The organism is Streptomyces longwoodensis (assembly GCF_001514125.1).
In the GTDB taxonomy this organism is placed as follows: Bacteria; Actinomycetota; Actinomycetes; order Streptomycetales; family Streptomycetaceae; genus Streptomyces; species Streptomyces longwoodensis.
In genome coordinates this window covers 391,128-415,519 of sequence record NZ_KQ948553.1, presented here as the reverse complement: position 1 = coordinate 415,519, position 24,392 = coordinate 391,128, and the positions used below count along the sequence as shown (strand labels likewise).

The window sequence follows — 24,392 nt, the reverse complement described above, 5'->3', positions numbered from 1 at the left end:
GCACGGCCGTGTTGCGCGGCCCTCCGGGCCCGGCGGAGACTGACGGGGAGGGGGCCGCCCCCAGGGAGGTCGCACACCATGGGCACGTACGTGGAACTCCCCGCCGTCCGGACCTGGTACGAGACCGACGGCACCGGCGACCCGCTGCTCCTGCTGCACGGCGGCCTGTGCACCAACGACACCTGGGGCGCCCAGCGCGGCGACCTCGCCGCCCGCTTCCGGGTCCACCTCCCCGAGCGCCGCGCCCACGGCCACACCCCCGACGTCGAGGGACCGCTGTCGTACCGGGACATGGCCGACGACACGGCCGCCTTCCTCGACCGGGTCGTCGGCGGCCCCGCCCACCTGGTCGGCTGGAGCGACGGCGCGATCGTCGCCCTGCTCGTCGCGATCGCCCGCCCCGACCTGGTGCGCAAGGTCGTCGCCATCTCCGCCAACTTCCGCCCCGGGCCCGACAGCAGCGTGTCGCCCGAGATGTTCGCGCACCTCACGCCCGACGCCCCCGACATGGCGATGTTCCGCACGATGTACGAGGCCGTGTCCCCGGACGGCCCCGCCCACTGGCCGGTCGCCGCCGGCAAGGTCGTCGAGATGATCCGCACCCAGCCCGACATCCCCACCGCCGACCTGGGCCGGATCACCGCGCCCACCCTCGTCATGGTCGGCGACGACGACCTGATCGCGCCGGAGCACACCCTCGCCCTGTACCGCGCGGTCCCCGGCGCCGAGCTGGCCGTGGTGCCCGGCACCTCCCACGCCCTGCCGATGGAGAAGCCCGACCTGGTCAACCGGATGATCCTGGACTTCCTCACGAACGACCCGGTGCCGACCCTGTTCCCCGTCCGCCGCTCGCAGCCAGCACGAACGTGATGCTGATCAGCAGCGACCAGGCGCCGAACTTCTCCACCCCGACCGGCTCCCAGCCGTGCAGCTGGTACGGGTAGCGCCAGGCCCCCGCGTACGTGGCGAGGTTCTCCGCCACCCACAGGAAGAACCCGATCAGCACGAACGACAGCGCCAGCGGCATCCGAAGGCGCACCCCGCGCACCGTGAACCGCACCCACGTGCCCGCGGTCACCGCCAGCAGCAGCGCGGCCAGCGGCAGCCGTACGTCGGGCAGCCAGTGGTGGGTGAAGAAGTTGGCGTACACGGCCGCGGCCACCACCGCCGTGGCCCGCGGGCGGTAGCGGACCAGCTCCAGGTCGAACAGGTGCCAGGCCCGGCACACGTAGCTGCCGACCGCCGCGTACAGGAAACCCCCGTACAGCGGGACGCCCGCGAACTTCAGCACGGCCGGCTCCGGGTAGCTCCACGACCCCAGGGACACCTTCACCAGCTCGAAGGCGAGCCCGATGACGTGGCAGGCGGCGATCACGACGACGTCCCGCCCGGTCTCCCAGCCGCGCCGCCAGAACAGCGCCGTCAGGAGCACGCCGTAGACCACGAGGAGGTCGTAGCGCGCCACCGGCAGCCGCGGCAGCAGCGTGGACGCCGCCACCCCGGACAGCAGGCAGATCGCGAACGCGCACGCCCGGGTCTGCGTCCAGGCGAAGTCGAGCAGGTGGCGCAGGGCGGCGGAGAGCGGGGCGGTGAAGGGTGTCGTGAGCATGGTGTCCCGTAGGACGGGGTGGCGTTGCCCCCGGTTGCGGGTGGCGCACGCGAGCGCGAACGGCCGGGACGGCGTCGGCGGGGACGGGCGCCCGTCCCTGGGCATGCTGGACCCATGACGGATCACGCGGAGCTGGAGGCGGCGCTGCGCCGGGGCGTGCGCGGGGACGTGGACTTCTCGGTCACGGCCCGGGCGCTGGTCACCATGGACGCGTCCAACTACCGGCGGGTCCCGCGGGGCGTCGTCGCGCCGCGGGACGCCGACGACGTGGCGGCCGTGCTGGCGGTCTGCCGTGAGCACGGCGTGCCGGTGGTGGCGCGCGGCGGCGGCACGTCGATCGCCGGGCAGGCGACCGGCACGGGCGTGGTGCTGGACTTCACCCGGCACATGAACCGCCTCCTCTCCCTGGACCCGGACGCCCGCACCGCCGTCGTCCAGCCAGGCCTGGTCCTGGACCGGCTCCAGGAGGCCGCCGCCCCGCACGGCCTGCGCTTCGGCCCCGACCCCTCCACGCACAGCAGGTGCACGCTCGGCGGGATGATCGGCAACAACTCCTGCGGCTCCCACTCGGTGGCCTGGGGCACCACCGCGGACAGCGTGCGGGAGCTGGACGTGCTCACCGCCCGCGGTGAACGGCTGCGGCCGGGCCGGGACTGGGGCGGGGCCCCGCAGGGCCTGCGGGAGCTGGTCGAGGGCGAGCTGTCCCGGCTGCGTACCGGTTTCCCCGAGCTGCCCCGCCGCATCTCCGGGTACGCGCTGGACGCCCTGCTGCCCGAGCGGGGCGCCGACGTCGCCCGCTCCCTCTGCGGCTCCGAGGGCACCCTCGGCGTCCTGACCGAGGCGGTCGTACGGCTCGTCGAGGCGCCCCGCGCGCGGGCGCTGGCGGTGCTGGCGTACGGCGACGAGGGCGCCGCGGCGGAGGCGGCGGCCGGGCTGCTGCCGTACCGTCCGCTCACCGTGGAGGGCATGGCGGCCGACCTGGTGCCGCCGGGGGCGGGTCTGCCGCGGGGTGGCGCGTGGCTGTTCGTGGAGACCGGCGGGGGGACGGCCGGCGAGGCACGCGCGCGAGCGGAGGAGATCGTGCGGGCGGCCGACGTCCTGGACTCCCTGGTGGTGACGGACCCGGCCGCCCAGCGGGCCCTGTGGCGCGTCCGGGAGGACGCGAGCGGCACCGCCACCCGGATGCCCGACGGCACCGAGGCGTGGCCCGGCTGGGAGGACTGCGCGGTGCCGCCCGCCCGGCTCGGCGCCTACCTGCGCGACTTCCGCGCCCTGCTCGCCTCCCACGGCCTGCGCGGCACCCCGTACGGGCACTTCGGGGACGGCTGCATCCACGTCCGCATCGACTTCGACCTGCTGAGCGAGGCGGGCGTCGGCCGCTTCCGCCGGTTCTCCGAGGACCTCGCCGACCTGGTCGTCGCACACGGCGGCTCGCTGTCCGGGGAGCACGGCGACGGGCAGGCGCGCGCCGAGCTGCTGCCGCGCATGTACGGCCCGGAGCTCGTGGCCCTCTTCGAGCGGGCCAAGGCCGTCTGGGACCCGGACGACCTGCTCAACCCCGGCATGCTGGTCCGCCCGGCCCCCCTGGACTCCCACCTGCGCTTCGCGCCGCTGCCCCGCGGACCGGTTCCGGTCGTCTTCGGCTACCCGGCCGACGGCGGCGACTTCACGGCGGCGGTACGGCGCTGCGTGGGCGTCGCCAAGTGCCGTACGACGTCGGCGGGCGGCCCGGGCGTCATGTGCCCCTCCTTCCGCGTCACCGGCGAGGAGGCGCACTCCACGCGCGGGCGGGCCCGGCTGCTGCACGAGATGCTGGCCGGCGAGCTGGTCACGGACGGCTGGCGCTCGCCGGAGGTGCGCGACGCCCTCGACCTGTGCCTGGCCTGCAAGGGCTGCCGCTCGGACTGTCCGGTCGGGGTGGACATGGCCACGTACAAGGCGGAGTTCCTGCACCACCACTACGCCGGCCGGCGCCGCCCCGCCGCCCACTACAGCCTGGGCCGGCTCCCGCGGTGGCTGCGCTGGGCGTCCGGCGCCCGGCTGACCCCGCTCGTCAACGCGCTCGCGGCCGTACGCCCGCTGGCCCGCGTGGGCAAGCGGCTGGCCGGAGTGACACCCGAGCGGGCGGTCCCGCGGCTGGCCGGGGAGACGTTCAGCCGCTGGTGGCGGCGTACGGCGGGGCGGGGGAGCGGGAGCAGCGGGGGTGTCGGGGAGAGCGGCGGGGCCGGGCCGCTGGTGGTGCTGTGGCCCGACACCTTCACCGAGCACCTGACGCCGTCGGTGGGCCGGGCCGCCGTGCGCGTGCTGGAGGCGGCCGGGCTGCGGGTCGCGCTGCCGCCGACGCTGCGGATGCGCGGACGGCCGGTCGGCGACGGCCGCTCCCGGTCGCCGCTCGCCCTGCTGACCGCACGACGCGCGCGCGTGTGCTGCGGGCTGACGTACGTCTCCACCGGCCAGCTCGACCACGCGCGCGTGGTGCTGCGCCGCACCCTGGACCTGATGGAACCGGTGCTGGAGACCGCCGCCCCGGTCGTCGTGCTGGAGCCGAGCTGTGCGGCGGCGCTGCGCGGTGACCTGCCCGAGCTGCTGCCCGACGACCCGCGGGCCGCCCGTCTCGCCACGCGCGTGCTGACGTTCGCGGAGGCGCTGGAGCGGTACGCGCCCTCGTGGGTGCCGCCCCGCGTGGACCGTCCGGCCGTCGGCCAGACCCACTGCCACCAGCACGCGGTGCTCGGCGACGCCCCGGACCGCCGACTGCGCGCGGCCGCCGGCCTCGACGGGGAGCTGAGCGGCGGCTGCTGCGGCCTGGCGGGCAACTTCGGCTTCGAGCGCGGCCACTTCGAGGTCTCCCGAGCCTGCGCCGACGAACAGCTCCTGCCGGCGCTGCGGGACGCCCCGCCGGACGCGGTGGTCCTCGCGGACGGCTACTCCTGCCGCACCCAGGTGGAGCAGTTGTCCGGGGCGCGGGCCAGGCACCTGGCGGAGGTGCTGGCGGAGGCCCTCCCGGACGCACCGTGACCCAGGGGGGTGTCTCGTCGGGGTGTCTCGTCGCGCGCTCCGCCCCGCCCGGCTCCTACGGTGGTCGCAACCGTTGCGCGAAGGAGATCCCGGTATGTCCGAGCCAGCCCCGCCCCTGTCCGTCCGCCCCCTGTCCCGGGCCGAGCACCTGGCCTTCGTCGCGGGGCGGCCCTCCGTGAGCCACCTGCAGGTCCCCGCGTGGGGCGAGGTGAAGCAGGAGTGGCGGGCGGAGGGCCTCGGCTGGTTCACGCCGGACGGCCACCTGGCCGGGGCCGGGCTGGCCCTGCTGCGGCCGCTACCCGGGCTGCGCAGGTACCTCGCCTACCTGCCCGAGGGGCCGGTGATCGACTGGTTCGACACCGACCTGGACCGCTGGCTGACCCCCCTGCTCGCCCACCTGAAGGAGCAGGGCGCCTTCTCGGTGCGGATGGGCCCGCCCGTCGTGCTGCGCCGCTGGAGCGCCGACGCGGTCAAGGCGGCCGTCGCCGACCCGGCCGCCCGCCGGCTGGGCGACGTCGAGCCGACCTCGTACGAGCCGCGCGCCGCCGAGGTGGCCGAACGGCTGCGCCGGGCCGGCTGGCGGCCGTCGCGGCAGGGCGGCGAGGACGGTTTCGCCGCCGGCCAGCCCCGCCACGTCTTCCAGGTGCCCCTCGCCGGGCGCACCCTGGAGGACGTCCACCGGGGCCTGAACCAGCAGTGGCGGCGCAACATCAAGAAGGCCGAGCAGGCGGGCGTCAAGGTGGTCCGCGGCGGCCGGGAGGACCTGCCCGTCTTCCACGAGCTGTACCGGGAGACCGCCGAGCGCGACCGCTTCCTGCCCCGCCCGCTGCCGTACTTCGAGCGGATGTGGACCGCCCTGACCGCCGAGCACCCGGACCGGATGCGGCTCTACCTCGCCCACCACGACGGCGAGGTCCTCGCCGCCGCCACCCTGCTCACCGTCGGCGAGCACGTCTGGTACTCCTACGGCGCCTCCACCGCCCGCAGGCGCGAGGTCCAGCCCAGCAACGCGCTGCAGTGGCGGATGCTCTGCGACGCCCACGAGGAGGGCGCCGCCGTCTACGACCTGCGGGGCATCACCGACACCCTGGAGGAGTCCGACCCCCTCCTCGGCCTGCTGCGCTTCAAGTCCGGGACGGGCGGTGAGGCGGTGGAGTACCTCGGCGAGTGGGACCACCCCCTCAACCGCCTGCTGCACAAGGCGCTCGACCTGTACCTGGGCCGCCGCTGAGCGGACTCCTGACGCGCGGACCGGTCCATCATGCGGGACAGTTGCATAACGGGTTCACACGCCTGTCGAGGTCCACTACCCTGGACTTCGCAGTGCAGCACGCTGAACGATCTCCGAGCCGCGAACCTACCCCTGGACCGCCCGTGACCACGCCCAGCACCTCCACCGCACCCACGGCAGCGCACACCCCGGCGGCCCCGGGTGCCCGATCGTCCCTCGGTCCCGTCGGCCTGGTGCTGGCCGGCGGGGTGTCCGTGCAGTTCGGCGGCGCCCTCGCGGTGACGCTGATGCCGCGCGCCGGCGCCCTCGGCGTGGTCGCGCTGCGGCTGCTCGTCGCGGCGGTGGTGCTGCTGCTGGTCTGCCGTCCCAAGGTGCGCGGCCACTCGCGCGCCGACTGGGGCACGGTGGTCGTCTTCGGCCTGGCGATGGCCGCGATGAACGGCCTGTTCTACCAGGCCGTGGACCGCATCCCGCTGGGCCCCGCGGTCACCCTGGAGGTCCTGGGCCCCCTCGCCCTGTCCGTCCTCGCCTCGCGCCGGGCGATCAACCTGGTGTGGGCCGGGCTCGCGCTGGCCGGGGTCTTCCTCCTGGGCGGCGGGGGCTTCGACGACCTGGACCCGGCGGGCGTGGCGTTCGCGCTCGGGGCGGGCGCGATGTGGGCGGCGTACATCGTCTTCAGCGCGCGCACCGGCCGGCGCTTCCCGCAGGCCGACGGCCTGGCGCTGGCGATGGCGGTGGGCGCGGTGGTCTTCCTGCCGCTGGGCCTGGCCGAGTCCGGCACCCAGCTGCTCGACCCGGTGACGCTGGGCCTCGGCGCCGCGGTGGCGATGCTCTCCTCGGTCATGCCGTACACGCTCGAACTGCTCGCCCTGCGCCGCCTGCCCGCCCCCACCTTCGCCATCCTGATGAGCCTGGAACCGGCCCTCGCCGCCACCGCGGGCTTCCTCGTCCTCGGCCAGTCCCTGAGCCTGCCCCAGGCCCTGGCCATCGGCCTGGTCATCGCGGCCAGCATGGGCGCGGTGCGCACCCAGGTGGGGCGGCGCAAGCCGGTGGTGGCGCCGGAGGCGTGAGCCCCGGGCCTGTTCTCCTCGCCGCCTCTCACCGGGGGGGCGGACGGTCATCAATTCATGCAAGCATGCTTGCTTGTTTCTGGCCCCGCTGCCATGCTCCCCCCATGGCCGACCCGACGCCCGTCTTCGACGACCTGCGTGCCGAGAGCGACGAACTGGACCGCCTCGTCGCGGAGTTGGAACCCGAGCAGTGGGCCCTGCCCACCCCCGCCGCGGGCTGGACGATCGCGCACCAGATCGCCCACCTCGCCTGGACCGACCGTTCGGCGCTCACCGCGGTCACCGACGAGGAGGCGTTCCGGGAGCTGGTGGAGAAGGCCCTCGCCGCGCCGGACACCTTCGTCGACGAGGGCGCCGAGGACGGCGCCCGCCTCGCGCCCGCCGACCTGCTGGGCCGCTGGCGCGAGGGCCGCGCCGCCCTCGGCAGGGCCCTGGCCGCGGCCCCGCCCGGTGCCCGCTTCCCCTGGTACGGGCCCCCGATGTCGGCCGCCTCCATGGCCACCGCCCGCCTCATGGAGACCTGGGCCCACGGCCTGGACGTCGCCGACGCCCTCGGGGTCACCCGGGCCCCCACCGACCGGCTGCGCCACATCGCCCGGCTCGGCCACCGCACCCGCGACTTCGCGTACACCGTGCACGGCCTGCCCGTCCCCGCCGACCCGTTCCGGCTCGACCTGACCGGCCCCGGCGGTGACGTCTGGACCTACGGCCCCGAGGACGCCCCGCAGCGCGTCACCGGGACCGCCCTCGACTTCTGCCTCCTGGTCACCCGGCGCGCCCACCGCGCCGACCTGGCGCTGCGCGCCGAGGGCCCGGACGCCGACCGCTGGCTGGACCTGTCCCAGGCGTTCGCCGGCCCGCCCGGCGCCAGCCGCCCGCCGAAGGGAGCCGGCGCGTGACCCTGCGCATCGGCAACTTCTCCGGCTTCTACGGCGACCGCTCCGACGCCCTGCGCGAGATGCTCACCGGCGGCGAGGTCGACGTCCTCACCGGCGACTACCTCGCCGAGCTGACCATGCTGATCCTCGGCCGGGACCGGCTGAAGGACCCCGGCGCCGGATACGCCCGCACCTTCCTGCGGCAGCTCGAGGAGTGCCTCGCGCTGGTCCACGACAAGCGGGTGAAGATCGTCACCAACGCGGGCGGCCTGAACCCGGCGGGGCTCGCCGCGCGCGTCCGGGAGCTGTCCGAGCGGCTCGGCGTGCCCCTGCGGGTCGCCCACGTCGAGGGCGACGACCTCACCGCCGCCCACCCCGGCAGTCTCGCCGCCCACGCCTACCTCGGCGGCTTCGGCATCGCGGCCTGTCTGCGCGCGGGCGCCGACGTAGTCGTCACCGGCCGGGTCACGGACGCCGCCCTGGTCACCGGGCCCGCCGCCGCCCACTTCGGCTGGCCGGCGGACGCCTACGACCAGCTCGCCGGAGCCGTCGTCGCCGGGCACGTCCTGGAGTGCGGCACCCAGGCCACCGGCGGCAACTACGCGTTCTTCACCGAGGGGCCGGGCGACGTCGGCCGCCCCGGTTTCCCGCTGGCCGAGCTGCACGAGGACGGCAGCGCCGTCATCACCAAGCACCCCGGCACCGGCGGCTTCGTCGACGTCGGCACGGTCACCGCGCAGCTGCTCTACGAGACGGCGGGCGCCCGGTACGCGGGCCCCGACGTCACCGCCCGGCTGGACACCGTACGGCTCCGCCAGGACGGGCCGGACCGGGTGCGGATCGAGGGGGTGCGCGGGGAGGCGCCGCCGCCCACGCTCAAGGTCGGCCGCAACCGGCTCGGCGGCTTCCGCAACGAGGTCGTGTTCGTGCTGACCGGCCTGGACGTCGAGGCCAAGGCCGCCCTCGTACGGCGCCAGCTCGCGCCCGCGCTCGGCAAGGTCGCCGACGTCCGGTGGGAGCTGGTGCGCACCGACCGGCCCGACGCCGCCACCGAGGAGACCGCGAGCGCGCTGCTGCGGCTCGTCGTGCGCGACGCCGACCAGCAGGCCGTGGGCCGGGCCCTGAGCGGGGCCGCGGTGGAACTCGCCCTCGCCAGCTACCCCGGCTTCCACGTGCTGGCCCCGCCCGGCAAGGGCGCGCCGTACGGCGTCTTCGAGGACGCCCACGTCCCGCAGGACGCCGTCGAGCACGTGGCCGTGCTGCCCGACGGGCGCCGCGTCCCCGTGGCGCCCGCCCCCGGCAGTGCCGTACCGGAGGACGTGCCCGAGCCGCCGCTGCCCGGGCCGCCGCCGGACGGGCCGACCCGGCGAGCACCCCTCGGGCTGGTCGCCGGCGCCCGCAGCGGCGACAAGGGCGGCCACGCCAACGTGGGCGTGTGGGCCCGCACGGACGCGGCCTGGTCCTGGCTCGCCCACACCCTGACCGCCGACCGCTTCCGCGCGCTCCTGCCGGAGACCGCCCCGCTGCCGGTGACCCGGCACGTCCTGCCCCGGCTGCGCGCCCTGAACTTCGTCGTCGAGGGCATCCTCGGCGAGGGCGTCGCCGCGCAGGCCCGTTTCGACCCGCAGGCCAAGGCCCTCGGCGAATGGCTGCGCTCCCGCCACCTGGACATCCCGGAGGCCCTGCTGTGACCGTCCTGCCGTCCGCCCTGGACACCCGCGGCCCCGACCACGCGGCCCACCGCGCGGCCATGCTCGCCAAGCTCGCCGACCTCGACGCCGAGCACGCCAAGGCCCTCGCGGGCGGCGGTGAGAAGTACGTGCAGCGGCACCGCGCGCGGGGCAAGCTCCTCGCCCGCGAACGCGTCGAGCTGCTGCTCGACCCGGACACGCCGTTCCTGGAACTCTCCCCGCTGGCCGCCTGGGGCAGCGACTACACCGTCGGCGCCTCCCTGGTCACCGGGATCGGCGTGGTCGAGGGCGTGGAGTGCCTGATCACCGCCAACGACCCCACCGTGCGCGGCGGCGCCTCCAACCCCTGGTCGCTGAAGAAGGCCCTGCGCGCCCACGAGGTCGCGCTCGCCAACCGGCTGCCCGTGATCAGCCTGGTGGAGTCCGGGGGCGCCGACCTGCCCTCGCAGAAGGAGATCTTCATCCCGGGCGGGGCCATCTTCCGCGATCTCACCCGGCTGTCCGCGGCCGGTATCCCCACCGTCGCCGTCGTCTTCGGCAACTCCACCGCCGGGGGCGCGTACGTCCCCGGCATGTCCGACCACGTGATCATGGTCAAGGAGCGGGCCAAGGTGTTCCTCGGCGGCCCGCCGCTGGTGAAGATGGCCACCGGCGAGGAGAGCGACGACGAGTCCCTCGGCGGCGCGGAGATGCACGCGCGCGTGTCGGGCCTCGCCGACCACTTCGCCGTCGACGAGCCGGACGCCCTGCGCCAGGCCCGCCGCGTCGTCGCCCGCCTCAACCACCGCAAGGCGTACCCCGACCCAGGGCCGGCCGAGCCGCCCAAGTACGACCCGGAGGAGCTGCTCGGCGTCGTCCCCGACGACCTCAAGGTCCCCTTCGACCCGCGCGAGGTCATCGCCCGGATCGTCGACGCCTCCGACTTCGACGAGTTCAAGCCGCTGTACGGCACCAGCCTGGTCACCGGCTGGGCCCGGCTGCACGGCTACCCGGTCGGCGTCCTGGCCAACGCCCAGGGGGTCCTCTTCAGCGCCGAGTCGCAGAAGGCCGCCCAGTTCATCCAGCTCGCCAACCAGCGCGACGTCCCGCTGCTCTTCCTGCACAACACCACCGGCTACATGGTCGGCCGGGAGTACGAGCAGGGCGGCATCATCAAGCACGGCGCCATGATGATCAACGCGGTGTCCAACTCCCGGGTCCCCCACCTGTCGGTCCTGCTGGGCGCCTCCTACGGCGCCGGGCACTACGGCATGTGCGGCCGCGCCTACGACCCCCGCTTCCTGTTCGCCTGGCCCAGCGCCAAGTCCGCGGTGATGGGCCCGCAGCAGCTCGCCGGCGTGCTCTCCATCGTGGCCCGCCAGTCGGCCGCCGCGAAGGGCGCGCCCTACGACGAGGAGGCGGACGCGGGCCTGCGCGCCCTGGTGGAGCAGCAGATCGAGTCCGAATCCCTGCCGATGTTCCTGTCCGGGCGGCTGTACGACGACGGCGTCATCGACCCGCGCGACACCCGCACCGTCCTCGGCCTGTGCCTGTCCGCGATCCACACCGCGCCCTACGAAGGCGCGCGGGGCGGCTTCGGCGTCTTCCGGATGTGAGGGACCTGACGTGATCACTTCTGTCCTCGTGGCCAACCGGGGCGAGATCGCCCACCGCGTCTTCCGCACCTGCGCCCGACTGGGCATCCGCACCGTCGCCGTGCACTCCGACGCCGACGCGCACGCCCTGCACACGCGCGTGGCCGACAGCGCCGTACGCCTGCCGGGCGCCGCACCCGCCGAGACCTACCTGCGCGGCGACCTGATCGTGAAGGCGGCCGTCGCCGCCGGCGCCGACGCCGTGCACCCCGGCTACGGCTTCCAGTCCGAGAACCCCGGCTTCGCGCGCGCCGTCCTCGACGCGGGCCTGGTGTGGATCGGGCCGCCGCCGGAGGCCATCGAGGCCATGGCGTCCAAGACCCGCGCCAAGGCGCTCATGGGCATCGCGCCGCTCGACGCGGAGCACGTCACCGAGGCCGACCTGCCCGTGCTGGTGAAGGCCGCCGCGGGCGGCGGCGGGCGCGGCATGCGCGTCGTGCGCCGCCTGGACGAGCTGGAGCCCGCCCTGCGCGCCGCGCGCGCCGAGGCCGCGAGCGCCTTCGGCGACGGCGAGGTCTTCGTCGAGCCCTATCTGGAACACGGCCGCCACGTCGAGGTGCAGGTCCTCGCCGACACCCACGGCACGGTGTGGGCGCTCGGCACGCGCGACTGCTCCCTCCAGCGCCGCCACCAGAAGGTGATCGAGGAGGCCCCCGCCCCCGGGCTCACCCCGGCGCTCGACGAGGAACTGCGCGCCCTCGCCGTCCGCGCCGCGCGTGCCGTGGACTACGTGGGCGCCGGCACCGTCGAGTTCCTGGTCGCCGACGGCACCGCGCACTTCCTGGAGATGAACACCCGCCTCCAGGTGGAACACCCGGTCACCGAGGAGGTCTTCGGCCTCGACCTGGTCGCCGAGCAGATCAGGATCGCCGAGGGCGCCCCCCTGGCCGCCGAGCCACCCTCCGCGCGCGGGCACGCCGTCGAGGCCCGCCTGTACGCCGAGGACCCGGCCGGCGACTGGTCCCCGCAGACCGGCACCCTGCACCGCCTCGCCGTCCCCGACGGCGTCCGCCTCGACACCGGCTGCACCGACGGCGACGAGATCGGCGTCCACTACGACCCGATGATCGCCAAGGTGATCGCCCACGCCCCCACGCGCGCGGAGGCGGTGCGGAAACTGGCCGGCGCGCTGGAGCGCACGGCGATCCACGGCCCCGTCACCAACCGCGACCTGCTCGTCCGCTCCCTGCGCCACGAGGAGTTCACCTCCGCGCGCATGGACACCGGCTTCTACGACCGCCACCTGGCCGCGCTCACCCAGCCCGCCGCCGACCCGCTCGCCCCCCTCGCCGCGGCCCTCGCCGACAGCCACGGCCGCTCCCGCTTCGGCGGCTGGCGCAACCTGCCCTCGCAGCCCCAGGTGAAGCGGTACGTGATGGCGGGCCAGGAGCACGAGGTGCGCTACCGGCACACCCGCGGCGGCCCGGTGGCGGACGGCGTCCAGGTGATCCACGTGGACGCCTCGGCGGTCGTCCTGGAGACGGACGGCGTGCGCCGCCGCTTCGAGGTGGCCCGCCACGGCGACCGGGTCTGGGTGAACGGCACCGCCCTCACCGCCCTGCCCCGCTTCCCCGACCCGGCGGCCCAGCAGGCCCCCGGCTCCCTGCTCGCGCCGATGCCGGGCACGGTCGTCAAGATCGCCGACGGCCTCGTCACCGGATCGGGTGTCCGGGCCGGTGAACCGCTGCTGTGGCTCGAAGCGATGAAGATGCAACACCGCATTTCCGCACCGGCCACCGGAGTCCTGGTGGACCTGCCGGTGGCGGAAGGAGACCAGGTGGAGGTCGGCACCCTCTTGGCCGTGGTCGAGAGCAGCCAACCGTAGGGGCGCGGGGAACTGCGCGCCCAGCCACCGACGACAGCCACCCGGAGGACCACCGTGACCACCCTCATCGAACCCGAAGAGCACCAGGCCCTCCGCAAGGCGGTAGCGGCCTTCGCCAAGTCCCACCACGACCCGGCGACCGTATGGCAGGAAGCCGCCAAGCTGGGCTACATCGGCGTCAACCTGCCGGAGGCATATGGCGGGGGAGGCGGCGGCATCACCGAACTCTCCCTCGTCCTCGAAGAGCTCGGCACCGCGGGCAACCCCCTGCTCATGATGATCGTCTCCCCGGCGATCTGCGGCACCGTGATCGCCCGCTTCGGCACCGAGGCCCAGAAGCGCGAGTGGCTGCCCGCCCTCGCCGACGGCTCCCGCCTGATGGCGTTCGGCATCACCGAGCCCGACGCCGGCTCCAACAGCCACCGCATCACCACCACGGCCCGCCGCGACGGCGCCGACTGGCTGCTCACCGGCCGCAAGGTGTTCGTCTCCGGCGTGGACATCGCGGACGCCACCCTGATCGTCGGCCGCACCGAGGACGCCCGCACCGGCCGCCTCAAGCCCTGCCTGTTCATCGTCCCGCGGGACGCGCCCGGCTTCACCCGCCACCGGATCGACATGGAACTGCACAGCGAGGAGAAGCAGTTCGAGCTGGTCCTGGACGACGTGCGGCTGCCCGCCGAAGCGCTCGTCGGTGACGAGGACGCCGGTCTGCTGCAACTGTTCGCCGGGCTCAACCCCGAGCGCATCATGACGGCTGCCTTCGCGATCGGCATGGGGCGCCACGCCCTGGCCCGCGCCGTGGAGTACGCGCGCGAGCGCACCGTGTGGAAGGTCCCCATCGGCGCCCACCAGGCCGTCGCCCACCCGCTCGCCCAGGCCCACATCGAGCTGGAGCTGGCCCGCCTGATGATGCAGAAGGCGGCCCACCTCTACGACGCGGGGGACGACGTCGGCGCGGGCGAGGCGGCCAACATGGCGAAGTACGCGGCGGGGGAGGCCTGCGTGAAGGCGGTCGACCAGGCGGTGCACACCCTCGGCGGGAACGGCCTGACGCGCGAGTTCGGCCTGGCCCGGCTGATAACGGCCGCGCGCGTGGCTCGTATCGCCCCGGTGAGCCGGGAGATGATTCTCAACTACGTCTCCCACCAGACCCTCGGTCTGCCCAAGTCGTACTGACGACGCACGCCGGCGTGCGTGAGGAGGAACCATGTTCCGCAGCGAGTACGCAGACGTCCCGCCCGTCGACCTGCCCATCCACGAGGCCGTGCTGGGCCGTGCCGCCGAGTTCGGCGACCGGCCGGCGCTGATCGACGGCACGGACGGCACCACGCTCACGTACGACCAGGTCGACCGCTTCCACCGCCGGGTGGCCGCCGCACTCGCCGAGGCCGGGGTGCGCAAGGGGGACGTACTGGCCCTGCACAGCCCCAACACGGTCGCCTTCCCGCTCGCCTTCTATGCGGCCACGCGCGCGGGCGCCTCGGTCACCACCGTGCACCCGCTGTGCACGCCCGAGGAGTTCGCCAAGCAGCTCGGCGACTCGGGGGCCCGGTGGATCGTCACCGTCTCCCCGCTGCTGGCGACGGCCCGCCGCGCGGCGGAACTCGCGGGCGGCGTCGAGGAGGTCTTCGTCTGCGACAGCGCGCCCGGCCACCGCTCGCTGATCGACATGCTCGCCTCTCGCGCCCCCGAGCCCCGGCCGGACATCGACCCCGTGGAGGACGTGGCGGCCCTGCCGTACTCCTCGGGCACGACCGGCGTCCCCAAGGGCGTGATGCTCACCCACCGGCAGATCGCCACCAACCTCGCCCAGCTGGAACCCGCGGTCCCGGCGGGACCGGACGACCGCATCCTCGCCGTGCTGCCGTTCTTCCACATCTACGGGCTGACCGCCCTGATGAACGCACCGCTGCGCAAGGGCGCCACGGTCGTCGTGCTGCCCCGCTTCGAGCTGGAGGCGTTCCTCGCCGCGATCCAGACCCACCGCATCACCGGGCTGTACGTGGCTCCGCCGATCGTGCTGGCCCTCGCCAAGCACCCGGCGGTCGCGCAGTACGACCTGTCGTCCCTGCGGTACGTCATCAGCGCCGCCGCACCCCTGGACGCCGACCTCGCCGCCGCCTGCGCGCAGCGGCTGGGCCTGCCGCCGGTCGGCCAGGCGTACGGCATGACCGAGCTGTCCCCGGGCACGCACGTGGTCCCGCTGGACGCCATGGAGGAGGCCCCGCCCGGCACCGTCGGCAAGCTCATCGCCGGCACCGAGATGCGCGTCGTCTCCCTCGACGACCCCGGCAAGGACCTCGGCGTCGGCGAGGCGGGCGAGATCCTCATCCGCGGCCCGCAGGTCATGAAGGGCTACCTCGGGCGCCCCGACGCCACCGAGGCGATGATCGACCGCGACGGCTGGCTGCACACCGGCGACGTCGGCCATGTCGACCGGGACGGCTGGCTGTTCGTCGTCGACCGGGTCAAGGAACTCATCAAGTACAAGGGCTTCCAGGTCGCCCCGGCCGAGCTGGAGGCGCTGCTGCTCACCCACCCGGGCATCGCGGACGCGGCCGTCATCGGCGCCCACGACGACGACCGCAACGAGGTGCCGCACGCGTTCGTGGTCCGCCAGCCCACCGCCGCCGACCTCTCCGCGGGCGAGGTCATGATGTACGTCGCCGAGCGGGTCGCCCCGTACAAGCGCGTGCGCCGCGTCACCTTCATCGACGCCGTGCCGCGCGCCGTGTCCGGGAAGATCCTGCGCCGGCAGCTCAGGGAGCGCACATGACACTGATCGGCCGTACCCGCGCGCGGGGCGTGGAGACCCTCGCGCTCGACTCCCCGGACAACCGCAACGCCCTCTCGGCGGCGCTCGTCGCCGAGCTGGCGGAAGCCCTCGCCGACTGCGCCGGCGACCCCGGTGTCCGCGCCGTCGTCCTCACCCACACCGGCGGCACGTTCAGCGCCGGCGCCGACCTGCGCGACCCGCCGCACCCCGACGCGCTCGTGGACCTGCTGCGCCGGATCGTGGAACTGCCCCGGCCGGTGGTCGCGCGGGTCACCGGCCACGTCCGCGCGGGCGGCCTCGGCCTCCTGGCCGCCTGCGACATCGCGGTCGCGTCCCGCGCGGCGACGTTCGCCTTCACGGAGGTGCGCATCGGCGTGGCCCCGGCCGTCATCTCGCTGACGCTCCTGGACCGCGTCGACCCGCGCGCCCTGGCCCGCTACTACCTCACCGGCGAGCGCTTCGACGCCGTCGAGGCGGCCCGCACCGGCCTGCTCACCGCGGCCGCGGGCGACGGCGAGGAGGTGGACGCCGTCCTCGACCCCGTCCTCGACGGGCTGCGGCGATCCGCGCCCGAGGCCCTGGCCGAGACGAAACGGCTGCTCACGACTAGGGTGCTGGAGACCTTCGACCGGGACGCGGCCACCCTGACCGCGCTCTCGGCCCGGCTGTTCGCCTCCCCGCCGGCCCGCGAGGGGATGACGGCCTTCCTCGAACGACGGGATCCCTCATGGGTGCTGTGACCGGTGCCTCGACCGGCACCCCTTCCGGTGCGGCGACGGCCGACGCGCGCGCGGAGCGCCTGCCCAAGCAGGACCGCAGCCGCGCCACCCGGCAGCGGCTCCTGGAGGCCGCCGTGGCCTGCCTCGCCGAGCGCGGCTGGGCGGGCTCCACGGTCTCCGTCGTCGCCGAGCGCGCCGGTGTCTCCCGGGGCGCCGCCCAGCACCACTTCCGCACCCGTGAGGACCTGTTCACCGCGGCCGTCGAGTACGTCGCCGAGGAGCGCTCCACGGCCCTGCGCGCCCTGTTCCCGCAGGGCGCGTCCGGCGACCGGCGCGCGGTCGTCGCCGCCCTGGTCGACCTGTACACCGGCCCCCTGTTCCGGGCCGCCCTGCACCTGTGGGTCGCCGCCTCCGACGAGGAGCAGCTGCGCCCCCGGGTCACCGAGCTGGAGGCCCGCGTGGGCCGGGAGACCCACCGCATAGCCGTCGAACTGCTCGGCGCCGACGAGTCCCGCCCCGGCGTCCGCGAGACCGTCCAGGGCCTCCTGGACATGGCCCGCGGCCTGGGCCTCGCCAACCTCCTCACCGACGACACGACCCGCCGCGCCCGTGTGGTGGCGCAATGGGCGGACCTCCTGGACACGGCCCTCGCCTGAGCCGACGTCCGGCCGGGACCGTCACCGGCGGTCACGGCACCCTCAGGGGCTCAGTCGCTCCACCCGCCAGCCGCCGTCGGGTCCGGCGACGTAAGCCAGGCGGTCGTGGAGGCGGTTCAGGCGGCCCTGCCAGAACTCCACGCGCTCGGGGGTGACCCGGAAGCCGCCCCAGTGCGGCGGCACGGGCACCTGCTCGCCCTCCGGGTAGCGGGCCTCCAGCTCGGCGTACGCCGCGTCCAGGCCCTCGCGCGAGGCGATCACCGTGGACTGGGCGCTCGCCCAGGCGCCCAGCTGGGAGCCGTGCGGCCGGGTCCGGAAGTACGCGGCGGTCTCGTCGCGCCCGGTGCGCACCGCCACGCCCCGCACGACGACCTGCCGGGCCATCGGGTGCCAGGGGAACAGCAGCGACACGTGGGGGTTCTCGGCGAGGTCGCGGCCCTTGCGGGAGTCGTAGTTGGTGTAGAAGACGAAGCCCCGCTCGTCGAACTGCTTCAGCAGCACCGTGCGTGAGCTGGGCCGGCCCTCGGCGTCGGCCGTGGACACGACCATCGCGTTCGGCTCGAACAGGTGGGCCTCCAGGGCCGCGTCCCGGAACCAGCGGGCGAACTGCTCCACCGGCGTCGCGGCCAGGTCGGACGCGTCGAGGCCCTCGGCCCGGTACTGCTTGCGCATCGACGCGGGATCGGGCGCGGGTTCGGCGGCGGGATCGTACGGGACGGCGTCTCGGTCGCTCACATGGTCATCTTGCCGCATGGTCCGCCCGCACCGCCCGGTCCCCGGACCGGAAGACCACCGCCCGACCCAGATGGCACTGAGTGCCGCGGGGGCTCCCCAAAGGTGGCACTCCGGGGATATCGTGCTGGTGCCGTGCCGGTGGGGTGACCGCCGACCGCACGGGGCATCACAGGGGTGGGCGCCCAGGACCGCGAGCCGGGACACGACCGCGGATCCACGGGCCCCTCACCCTCCCCAGCCGCCCGACACCTGGTCGTCCCACCGGACGCACCACCTGTCACTCACCTCACGAGGAGCCGCCTGATGTCCGACTTCGTACCCGGGCTCGAGGGAGTCGTCGCATTCGAGACCGAGATCGCCGAACCGGACAAGGAGGGCGGCGCCCTGCGGTACCGGGGCGTCGACATCGAGGACCTGGTCGGTCACGTCTCCTTCGGCAACGTCTGGGGCCTGCTCGTGGACGGCGCCTTCAACCCCGGCCTGCCGCCCGCCGAGCCGTTCCCCATCCCCGTCCACTCCGGTGACATCCGCGTCGACGTGCAGTCCGCGCTGGCCATGCTCGCCCCCGTCTGGGGCCTGAAACCGCTCCTGGACATCGACGCCGACCAGGCCCGGGACGACCTGGCCCGGGCCGCCGTCATGGCCCTGTCCTACGTCGCCCAGTCCGCCCGCGGCCAGGGCCTGCCCATGGTCCCGCAGCGCGAGATAGACCAGGCGCAGTCCGTCGTCGAGCGGTTCATGATCCGCTGGCGGGGCGAGCCCGACCCCAAGCACGTGGCCGCCGTGGACGCCTACTGGACGTCCGCCGCCGAGCACGGCATGAACGCCTCCACCTTCACCGCGCGCGTCATCGCCTCCACCGGCGCCGATGTCGCCGCGGCCCTCTCGGGCGCCGTGGGCGCCATGTCCGGCCCGCTGCACGGCGGCGCCCCCTCACGCGTGCTCGGCATGATCGAGGAGATCGAGCGCACCGGCGACGCCGAGGCGTACGTCAAGCAGGCCCTCGACCGGGGCGAGCGCCTGATGGGCTTCGGGCACCGCGTCTACCGCGCCGAGGACCCCCGCGCCCGCGTCCTGCGCCGCACCGCGCGCGAGCTGGGCGCCCCCCGCTTCGAGATCGCCGAGGCGCTGGAGAAGGCCGCGCTGGAGGAGCTGCACAACCGCCGCCCCGACCGCGTCCTCGCCACGAACGTCGAGTTCTGGGCCGCGATCGTCCTGGACTTCGCCGAGGTCCCGGCGCACATGTTCACCTCGATGTTCACCTGCGCCCGCACCGCGGGCTGGTCGGCGCACATCCTGGAGCAAAAGCGCACGGGCCGCCTGGTGCGCCCGTCCGCCCGCTACATGGGCCCGGGCCCGCGCGACCCGCGCGAGGTGGAGGGGTACGCGGACATCGCTTCCTGACGCCGCTCGCCGAGAGACCGGCGTGACCGGCGTGACCGGCGGTGCGGGCGCGTGGCACCGCCGGTCCCGGATCGGCGTCAGGGAGACGCCGACGTGTCTCCCCGGCGCGCGCCGGTCTCCCGCAGGAAACGGGTCTGGCGGTCCAGGAATCCCGCCGCGTACAGCTTCCGTGGCGCGAGGACGGCGGTCGCGGTCAGCCGCAGCGACGAGCGTTCCGTGGCGTGGTCCACCAGCGAGTGCGTGGCGTCCGGGTAGTGCTCGACGCTCAGCGTGGAGGCGGGGAGGACTTCGCGGTACACGGCCTGCGTCTCCTTGACGTCCACGTTCACGTCGTGGCCGGCCAGCACGAGCAGGACGGGGGTCCCCTTCATGGCGCGCAGGTCGGCGACCGCGTCGGAGGCGTAGTTCGCCGAGATGAACCGCCACCGGGCGGGCGTGACGCCGTCCGGGTCACCGACCGCCGCGCGGTACTCGGCGTAGGTCGCGCCCCTCCTCAGCAGCCGCACGGTCGTCTCGCGGCGGCGCAGCGCCGCCTCGACGCGCTGCGGGCCGGCGCCTTCCCGCCGGAGTTCGGCGAGCAGGTTGTAGCGGCCCTGCCGCAGCCAGTTGACGGCCGGGGAGACGGCGATGACGAAACGTATGCCCCGGTCCTTCGCGGCGACCTTGGGCAGGACCCATCCGGCCTGGCTGGCCCCCCACAGTCCGATGCGGCGCCCGTCGATCCCGGGACGCCCGCGCGCCCAGGCCACGGCGGCGAGTGTCTCCTCGGCGCGGTCGTCCATGCTCTGGTCGAGCCAGTCGCCCTCCGAGCCGGCCACCCCCGGCTTGCTGAAGGACAGCGAGGCGTAACCCGCCCGCGCGAACGCCTCCCACAGGGGCCGGTAGAAGGTGTCGTGGGTGGCGTCCACTGGCCCGTCCCCGTGCACGAAGACCACCAGCCCGAACGGCCCCCCGCCCGAGGACGGGCGGGCCAGTACCCCGTCCAGGCGGTGACCGTGGTGCCGCAGCACCACGCGTTCCTCGCGGAGGTCGTAGGTGTTCCGCCACACCACGACCCCGCCGAGCCCGCCCGCCACGAGCAGGGCGCCCACCAGGGTCCACAGCAGGTACCGCCGCCCCCGCCGCGCGCGGACCGTCCTGCCCGTCCTCCGTCGTCCCAGCACCGGACCGCTCCGATCTGTCATTCATTCCGTTCATAGTAAAAACGCTCGTATCAAGGATGAACGTATTAGAATCGATAGGGCAAGGGGATCGGAGAGGCTGGGGGAGCAGGAGCATGGAGCCCACGAACGCGCGGAACGGGACCGTCACGTGCCGACGAGGTGTGCCCGAGGGGGCCGAGGGGGAGGTGGCCGCGCTCTACTGGGAAGCGTTCGGCCGTAAACTCGGCCCGGCCCTCGACCCCCCGGAGACCGGGCGGGCCTTCATCGCCGCGCACCTGAACCACGACCGGGGCGTGACCGCCCTCGCCGACGGCACGGTGGTCGGCGTCGCGGGCTACCGCCTCGGCGGGCGCGCGCTGACCGGCGGCGACGTGCCGGACGTCCTGTCCACCTACGGCGTCCTCCGGGGCCTGCCCCGGCTCGCCGTACTCGCCCTGTTCGACCGCACCCCCGAGGAGGCGGAGCTCGTCATGGACGGCATCGCGGTGGACGCGCGCCACCGGGGCCAGGGGATCGGCAGCCTCCTGCTGGCGCAGGTCGCCGCCGTCGCCGCCGAGAACGGATGCCGGCGCATCCGGCTGGACGTCATCGACACCAACCCCCGCGCCCGGGCCCTGTACGAACGCCACGGCTACGTCGCCCGGCACACCGAGCGGACGCCCTACCTGCGCCGCCTGCTGGGATTCGGCGCCGTGACGACCATGTACCGGCCCGTCACCGGGGCGGACCGCACCGCGGGGGACGGGCGGTGACGGCCGCCGGCACACCCGCCACCGGTACCGGAGCGGACGGCCCCCCGCGGCCGGAGGTGCCCACCCGGCTGCTCGTGCACGCGCTCGTGCGGGAGGACGGCACCGTGGACGCCGCCGAGCTGTACGGCGTTGCGGTCCTGCTGGGCATGACCGATCAACAGGTGCGCCTGTGCGTCAGGCGCCTCGTCGCCGACGGGCGGTTCACCCAGGAGGGCCGCGGGCGCAAGGCGGTCCTGCGGGCCGTCGCCGACCCGACCGGCGCCCTCGCGCCCGACGCGGCGTACGTACACCACGCCTACCGGCAGGACGCCGGGCACGCCCCCTGGGACGGGGTCTGGCACCTGTTCGCGTTCGCCGTCCCCGAAGCGCGGCGCACCACCCGCGACGCCCTGCGGGACACCCTCCTGCACCTCGGAGCGGCCCCCCTCCAGGGCGGCCTCTACGTCACCGCCAACGACGTCGCCGACATCGTCGAGGCCCACGCCCGCCGCCTCGGCGTCCTGGACTCCCTGACCTTCCTGACCAGCACCGACCTGCGCGTGGGCACCCTCACCGACCCCGCCGCGCTGGCCGCCGGGCTGTGGCCCCTGGAAGACGTCGCCGCCCGCTACGAACGGCTCACCGCGTTCGCGCAGCACTGCCTGGCCCGGCTGGACGCGCCGGCCGGGGGCGACGGCACCGACAGCGCGGCGTCGGCCGGACGACTGGCGATGGCGGTGGAACTCGCCGCCGAGTTCACCAGGGCGATTGACCCCGACCCGCTGCTTCCGCCGGAACTGCTGCCCCAGCCGTGGCCCGGCGCCCACGCACGACGCCTGACCGCCGACTGCTGGCACCGCCTGCGCGGGACGGACACCGACGGGCCGGCGGGACTGCGCCTGTTCCGCCTCTACGGGGACGCGCTCGGCCGGCTCACGCCGGGGTCAGCAGCCCCGCGTGGTGCCGGCGGGCGACCAGCGGGTGGGCCCGCAGCTTGCCCTTGAGCTCGTTGTAGCCGTATTCGGCGAACAGCGGGTTGGCCGGGTCGTCCGTGACGCCGGGCGCCGCCGGGGCGTGCGGGAAGGGCAGCGGCTCCACGCGCGCGTCCAGGCGCGGGTTGTAGAAGAACGGCACCGAGTAGCGCTCCACCCCGCCGGGCGGCGAGACCACGCGGTGGTTGGTGGCGAGCAGGTAGCCGTCGGTGGCGACCTCGAGGAGCTCGCCGAGGTTCACCACGAAGGCGCCCTCGATCGGCGGGACGTCGTGGAACTGCCCGTCCTCGCGCTGCACCTGGAGCCCGCCCACCTCGTCCTGGAGCAGCAGGGTCAGGAAGCCGTAGTCCTTGTGCACGCCGACGCCCTGGTCGGCGCCGTCCTCGGCGGTCCCGGGGTAGCGCACCAGCTTCAGCTGCGGGTGCGCCCGGTCGCCGAAGACGTTGTCGTAGAAGTCGGCGGGCGCGCCGATCGAGGCGAGCAGCTCGTGCAGCAGCCGCTCGGCGACCGCGCTCAGCCGCTCGATCCAGTGCAGCGCGGCCGTGCGCAGCTCCGGCAGCGACGCGGGCCACTGGTTGGGCCCCTCCAGCCACCAGTACGCCGGCTCCCCGGGGCCCGGGACCCGGGCCGGCCGCTCGGCGCCGATGTCGAGCTGGTCGCGCCAGTCGCGCCGGCCGCCGGTGCGCTCGTCGCCGGTGCGGGTGTAGCCGCGGAAGTGGGGGGAGTGGACGTTGTCGAGGGCGAGCCGCTCGGCCTCCGGCAGGGCGAAGAACCGCCGCATCGCGGTCAGCAGCCGGTCGGTCTCCTGGCGGGTCACGCCGTGGCCGATGAGCTGGAAGAAGCCGACGTCGTGGGCGGCGCTGTGCAGCTGGGCGTGCAGCAGGGCACGCGCGCGCGGTCCGCGGTCGGCCGCGGACAGGTCGATGATCGGGAGCTGCCGGTGGGCGGGGAGCGTCGCTGCGGGGGTGGGTGCGTGCGTCATGAGGTGTCCGCGGGGTGTACGGGCTCGGCGAGAGCTGACGGAAGCCGCTCGGGTGGAGCGGAGGAGGGGGGCGGCGGTGGCCGCGCAGGGGGGCGCCGGGACGGCGCGGGGGAGAAGCTCGGACCACGGGGGGCCGGACGGCTCGGAGGGAGCCCGGACGGCTCAGAGGGAGCGTCGACAGCCCATGCTCGTGACGCGGACGAAGTCCACGTGGCGGCGTCGAACGAGCGAAAGCATGGCGTCAGGGTACCGCCCGCCCGGAAGACCCGTACAGCGCGCGGACCGGGACCGGAAGATCTTCCGGACATGCAGCGACCCGCGAGTCTGGTTCCTCCCGGGGGAGGAGCCGGCCGGACGTACCGGCGACTCGCGGGTCGGGTGACTGCGTGGAACTGGCCGGCTGCGTGTGTCGCGCACACGCTGGTCCGGCGCCGAACCGAGTCTGACGGCGGACCGCTAGCCCGCAGCCACCTCTTCCGTCCGGTATGCATACATCTGCCGAACCACCTCCTTTCCGAAGTGCTAGCCACCCTAGGAACCGTTCGCGCCCGGATCAACCGTTTTTTTCGCGGACCCCGTCCCGCACCCGTGCGGTGCCGCGTCCGGTCCCCGTCCCGGTCCCCGTCCGGCCGCCCCCGATACGCCGTTGACGCAGGTCGGCGCGGCGCGCTTGGCTGCCGGAGTGACCGATCTCCGCATCGTCCCCGTGGCCGCCGCCGACGACGGCGCCCTGCTGGACTGGCAGCACGTCCACAACACGATCGTGCCCCCGGCCGCCCTGCCGCTCGACGCGGTCCGCGCGCGTGCGGGCCGCAACCGCCTGTGCAACGCCTACGAGGGCGACGTGCTCGTCGGCTGCTCCACCGTGCGCCCGCCGCAGGGCGAGGAGGCCGTGGCGACCGTCATCGCGCGCGTGCTGCCCGAGCACCGGCTGCGCGGCCTGGGCACCGCCCTCTACGACGACGGCCTCGCCCACGCGCGCGTGCTCGGCGCCGGAGCGGTCGAGACGTGCGTGCTGGCGGCCAACGGGGACGGCCTCGCCTTCGCCCTCGCGCGCGGGTTCGCCGAGACCGAGCGCTACGTGCTGGACGGGGAGAACGATCTGTGGATCGACCTGCGGCTGAGCGGCTGGGACCGCGGGTAGGCGTGGGGACACACGGGCAGCGCGCCGGGGACGGTCCGCTCCGCAACGATTGCTCTGCAATATTGCAGGAACCCTGTGTGTGCTGCATCACCTTCGAGTTGAATGAAGGTGAGGGAAAGGGCTGGTGGCGG

The 24,392-nt window shown here is 74.8% G+C and carries 20 protein-coding genes; 16 read left to right on the top strand and 4 right to left on the bottom strand.

Annotated features, from left to right (window positions below; translation table 11 throughout):
* The first annotated feature begins 78 nt into the window (after nucleotides 1-78).
* The gene (locus AQJ30_RS16945; protein WP_067234284.1) at nucleotides 79-870 is read left to right on the top strand and encodes an alpha/beta fold hydrolase; all 792 of its coding nucleotides are present in this window, start codon (nucleotides 79-81) and stop codon (nucleotides 868-870) included.
* On the opposite strand, the gene AQJ30_RS16940 is transcribed toward AQJ30_RS16945, so the two are convergent.
* Entirely contained in the window at nucleotides 809-1,609 is an 801-nt protein-coding gene (locus AQJ30_RS16940) for a DUF817 domain-containing protein (protein ID WP_079084091.1), read from the bottom strand. The two genes, AQJ30_RS16945 and AQJ30_RS16940, sit on opposite strands and share 62 nt — an antisense overlap.
* A 114-nt stretch (nucleotides 1,610-1,723) precedes the next feature.
* Here AQJ30_RS16940 and AQJ30_RS16935 point away from each other — a divergent pair, with 114 nt between their 5' ends.
* The 11 genes from AQJ30_RS16935 (at nucleotide 1,724) to AQJ30_RS16885 (ending at nucleotide 17,110) form a co-directional block, all read left to right on the top strand.
* Nucleotides 1,724-4,627, top strand: coding sequence for an FAD-binding and (Fe-S)-binding domain-containing protein (locus AQJ30_RS16935; RefSeq protein WP_067234281.1), 2,904 nt, complete (start codon nucleotides 1,724-1,726; stop codon nucleotides 4,625-4,627).
* A gap of 94 nt (nucleotides 4,628-4,721) precedes the next feature.
* Entirely contained in the window at nucleotides 4,722-5,858 is a 1,137-nt protein-coding gene (locus AQJ30_RS16930; protein WP_067234278.1) for a lipid II:glycine glycyltransferase FemX, read from the top strand.
* 143 nt (nucleotides 5,859-6,001) lie between these two features.
* Complete coding sequence (locus AQJ30_RS16925) at nucleotides 6,002-6,928, top strand: EamA family transporter (protein ID WP_067234275.1); 927 nt, start codon at nucleotides 6,002-6,004, stop codon at nucleotides 6,926-6,928.
* A 104-nt stretch (nucleotides 6,929-7,032) separates the two neighbouring features.
* Nucleotides 7,033-7,827 (top strand): TIGR03084 family metal-binding protein, encoded by a 795-nt coding sequence (locus AQJ30_RS16920; RefSeq protein ID WP_067234272.1) that lies wholly within the window; start codon nucleotides 7,033-7,035, stop codon nucleotides 7,825-7,827.
* On the top strand, nucleotides 7,824-9,497 hold the full coding sequence (locus AQJ30_RS16915) for an acyclic terpene utilization AtuA family protein (protein WP_067234269.1): 1,674 nt from the start codon (nucleotides 7,824-7,826) through the stop codon (nucleotides 9,495-9,497). The genes AQJ30_RS16920 and AQJ30_RS16915 overlap by 4 nt, the downstream gene beginning before the upstream one ends.
* Nucleotides 9,494-11,092 (top strand): acyl-CoA carboxylase subunit beta, encoded by a 1,599-nt coding sequence (locus AQJ30_RS16910; RefSeq protein WP_067234267.1) that lies wholly within the window; start codon nucleotides 9,494-9,496, stop codon nucleotides 11,090-11,092. The genes AQJ30_RS16915 and AQJ30_RS16910 overlap by 4 nt, the downstream gene beginning before the upstream one ends.
* A gap of 10 nt (nucleotides 11,093-11,102) precedes the next feature.
* Nucleotides 11,103-12,956 carry an acetyl/propionyl/methylcrotonyl-CoA carboxylase subunit alpha gene (locus AQJ30_RS16905; RefSeq protein ID WP_067234264.1) on the top strand — a complete coding sequence of 618 codons (1,854 nt, stop codon included), beginning with the start codon at nucleotides 11,103-11,105 and terminating at the stop codon, nucleotides 12,954-12,956.
* A 54-nt stretch (nucleotides 12,957-13,010) separates the two neighbouring features.
* Entirely contained in the window at nucleotides 13,011-14,135 is a 1,125-nt protein-coding gene (locus AQJ30_RS16900; RefSeq protein WP_067234261.1) for an acyl-CoA dehydrogenase family protein, read from the top strand.
* Between the two features lie 31 nt (nucleotides 14,136-14,166).
* A complete protein-coding gene (locus AQJ30_RS16895) occupies nucleotides 14,167-15,735 on the top strand; it encodes a 4-coumarate--CoA ligase family protein (RefSeq protein ID WP_067234259.1) in 1,569 nt (522 codons plus the stop codon).
* Nucleotides 15,732-16,475, top strand: a complete 744-nt coding sequence (locus AQJ30_RS16890; protein WP_067234256.1) for an enoyl-CoA hydratase family protein — start codon at nucleotides 15,732-15,734, stop codon at nucleotides 16,473-16,475. Before AQJ30_RS16895 ends, AQJ30_RS16890 begins: the two co-directional genes overlap by 4 nt.
* Nucleotides 16,463-17,110, top strand: a complete 648-nt coding sequence (locus AQJ30_RS16885; protein WP_067234254.1) for a TetR/AcrR family transcriptional regulator — start codon at nucleotides 16,463-16,465, stop codon at nucleotides 17,108-17,110. Before AQJ30_RS16890 ends, AQJ30_RS16885 begins: the two co-directional genes overlap by 13 nt.
* A 42-nt stretch (nucleotides 17,111-17,152) precedes the next feature.
* Here AQJ30_RS16885 and pdxH read toward each other — a convergent pair whose 3' ends face one another.
* Entirely contained in the window at nucleotides 17,153-17,863 is a 711-nt protein-coding gene (gene pdxH, locus AQJ30_RS16880; protein WP_107119601.1) for a pyridoxamine 5'-phosphate oxidase, read from the bottom strand.
* Between the two features lie 285 nt (nucleotides 17,864-18,148).
* On the opposite strand from pdxH, the gene AQJ30_RS16875 reads away from it, so the two are divergent.
* Nucleotides 18,149-19,249, top strand: a complete 1,101-nt coding sequence (locus AQJ30_RS16875; RefSeq protein ID WP_067234249.1) for a citrate synthase 2 — start codon at nucleotides 18,149-18,151, stop codon at nucleotides 19,247-19,249.
* A 77-nt stretch (nucleotides 19,250-19,326) separates the two neighbouring features.
* Here AQJ30_RS16875 and AQJ30_RS16870 read toward each other — a convergent pair whose 3' ends face one another.
* Entirely contained in the window at nucleotides 19,327-20,433 is a 1,107-nt protein-coding gene (locus AQJ30_RS16870; protein WP_079084090.1) for an alpha/beta hydrolase family protein, read from the bottom strand.
* A 92-nt stretch (nucleotides 20,434-20,525) separates the two neighbouring features.
* Between AQJ30_RS16870 and AQJ30_RS16865 the strand changes: the two genes are divergently transcribed.
* Complete coding sequence (locus AQJ30_RS16865; RefSeq protein WP_067234246.1) at nucleotides 20,526-21,164, top strand: GNAT family N-acetyltransferase; 639 nt, start codon at nucleotides 20,526-20,528, stop codon at nucleotides 21,162-21,164.
* Entirely contained in the window at nucleotides 21,161-22,147 is a 987-nt protein-coding gene (locus AQJ30_RS16860) for a PaaX family transcriptional regulator C-terminal domain-containing protein (protein ID WP_245726963.1), read from the top strand. The genes AQJ30_RS16865 and AQJ30_RS16860 overlap by 4 nt, the downstream gene beginning before the upstream one ends.
* Here the strand turns inward: AQJ30_RS16860 and AQJ30_RS16855 are convergent.
* Nucleotides 22,077-23,117: an isopenicillin N synthase family dioxygenase gene (locus AQJ30_RS16855; RefSeq protein ID WP_067234244.1), complete on the bottom strand. Its 1,041-nt coding sequence runs from the start codon at nucleotides 23,115-23,117 to the stop codon at nucleotides 22,077-22,079. The two genes, AQJ30_RS16860 and AQJ30_RS16855, sit on opposite strands and share 71 nt — an antisense overlap.
* Nucleotides 23,118-23,799: 682 nt before the next feature.
* Between AQJ30_RS16855 and AQJ30_RS16850 the strand changes: the two genes are divergently transcribed.
* Nucleotides 23,800-24,261 carry a GNAT family N-acetyltransferase gene (locus AQJ30_RS16850; protein WP_067234241.1) on the top strand — a complete coding sequence of 154 codons (462 nt, stop codon included), beginning with the start codon at nucleotides 23,800-23,802 and terminating at the stop codon, nucleotides 24,259-24,261.
* Nucleotides 24,262-24,392 lie beyond the last annotated feature (131 nt).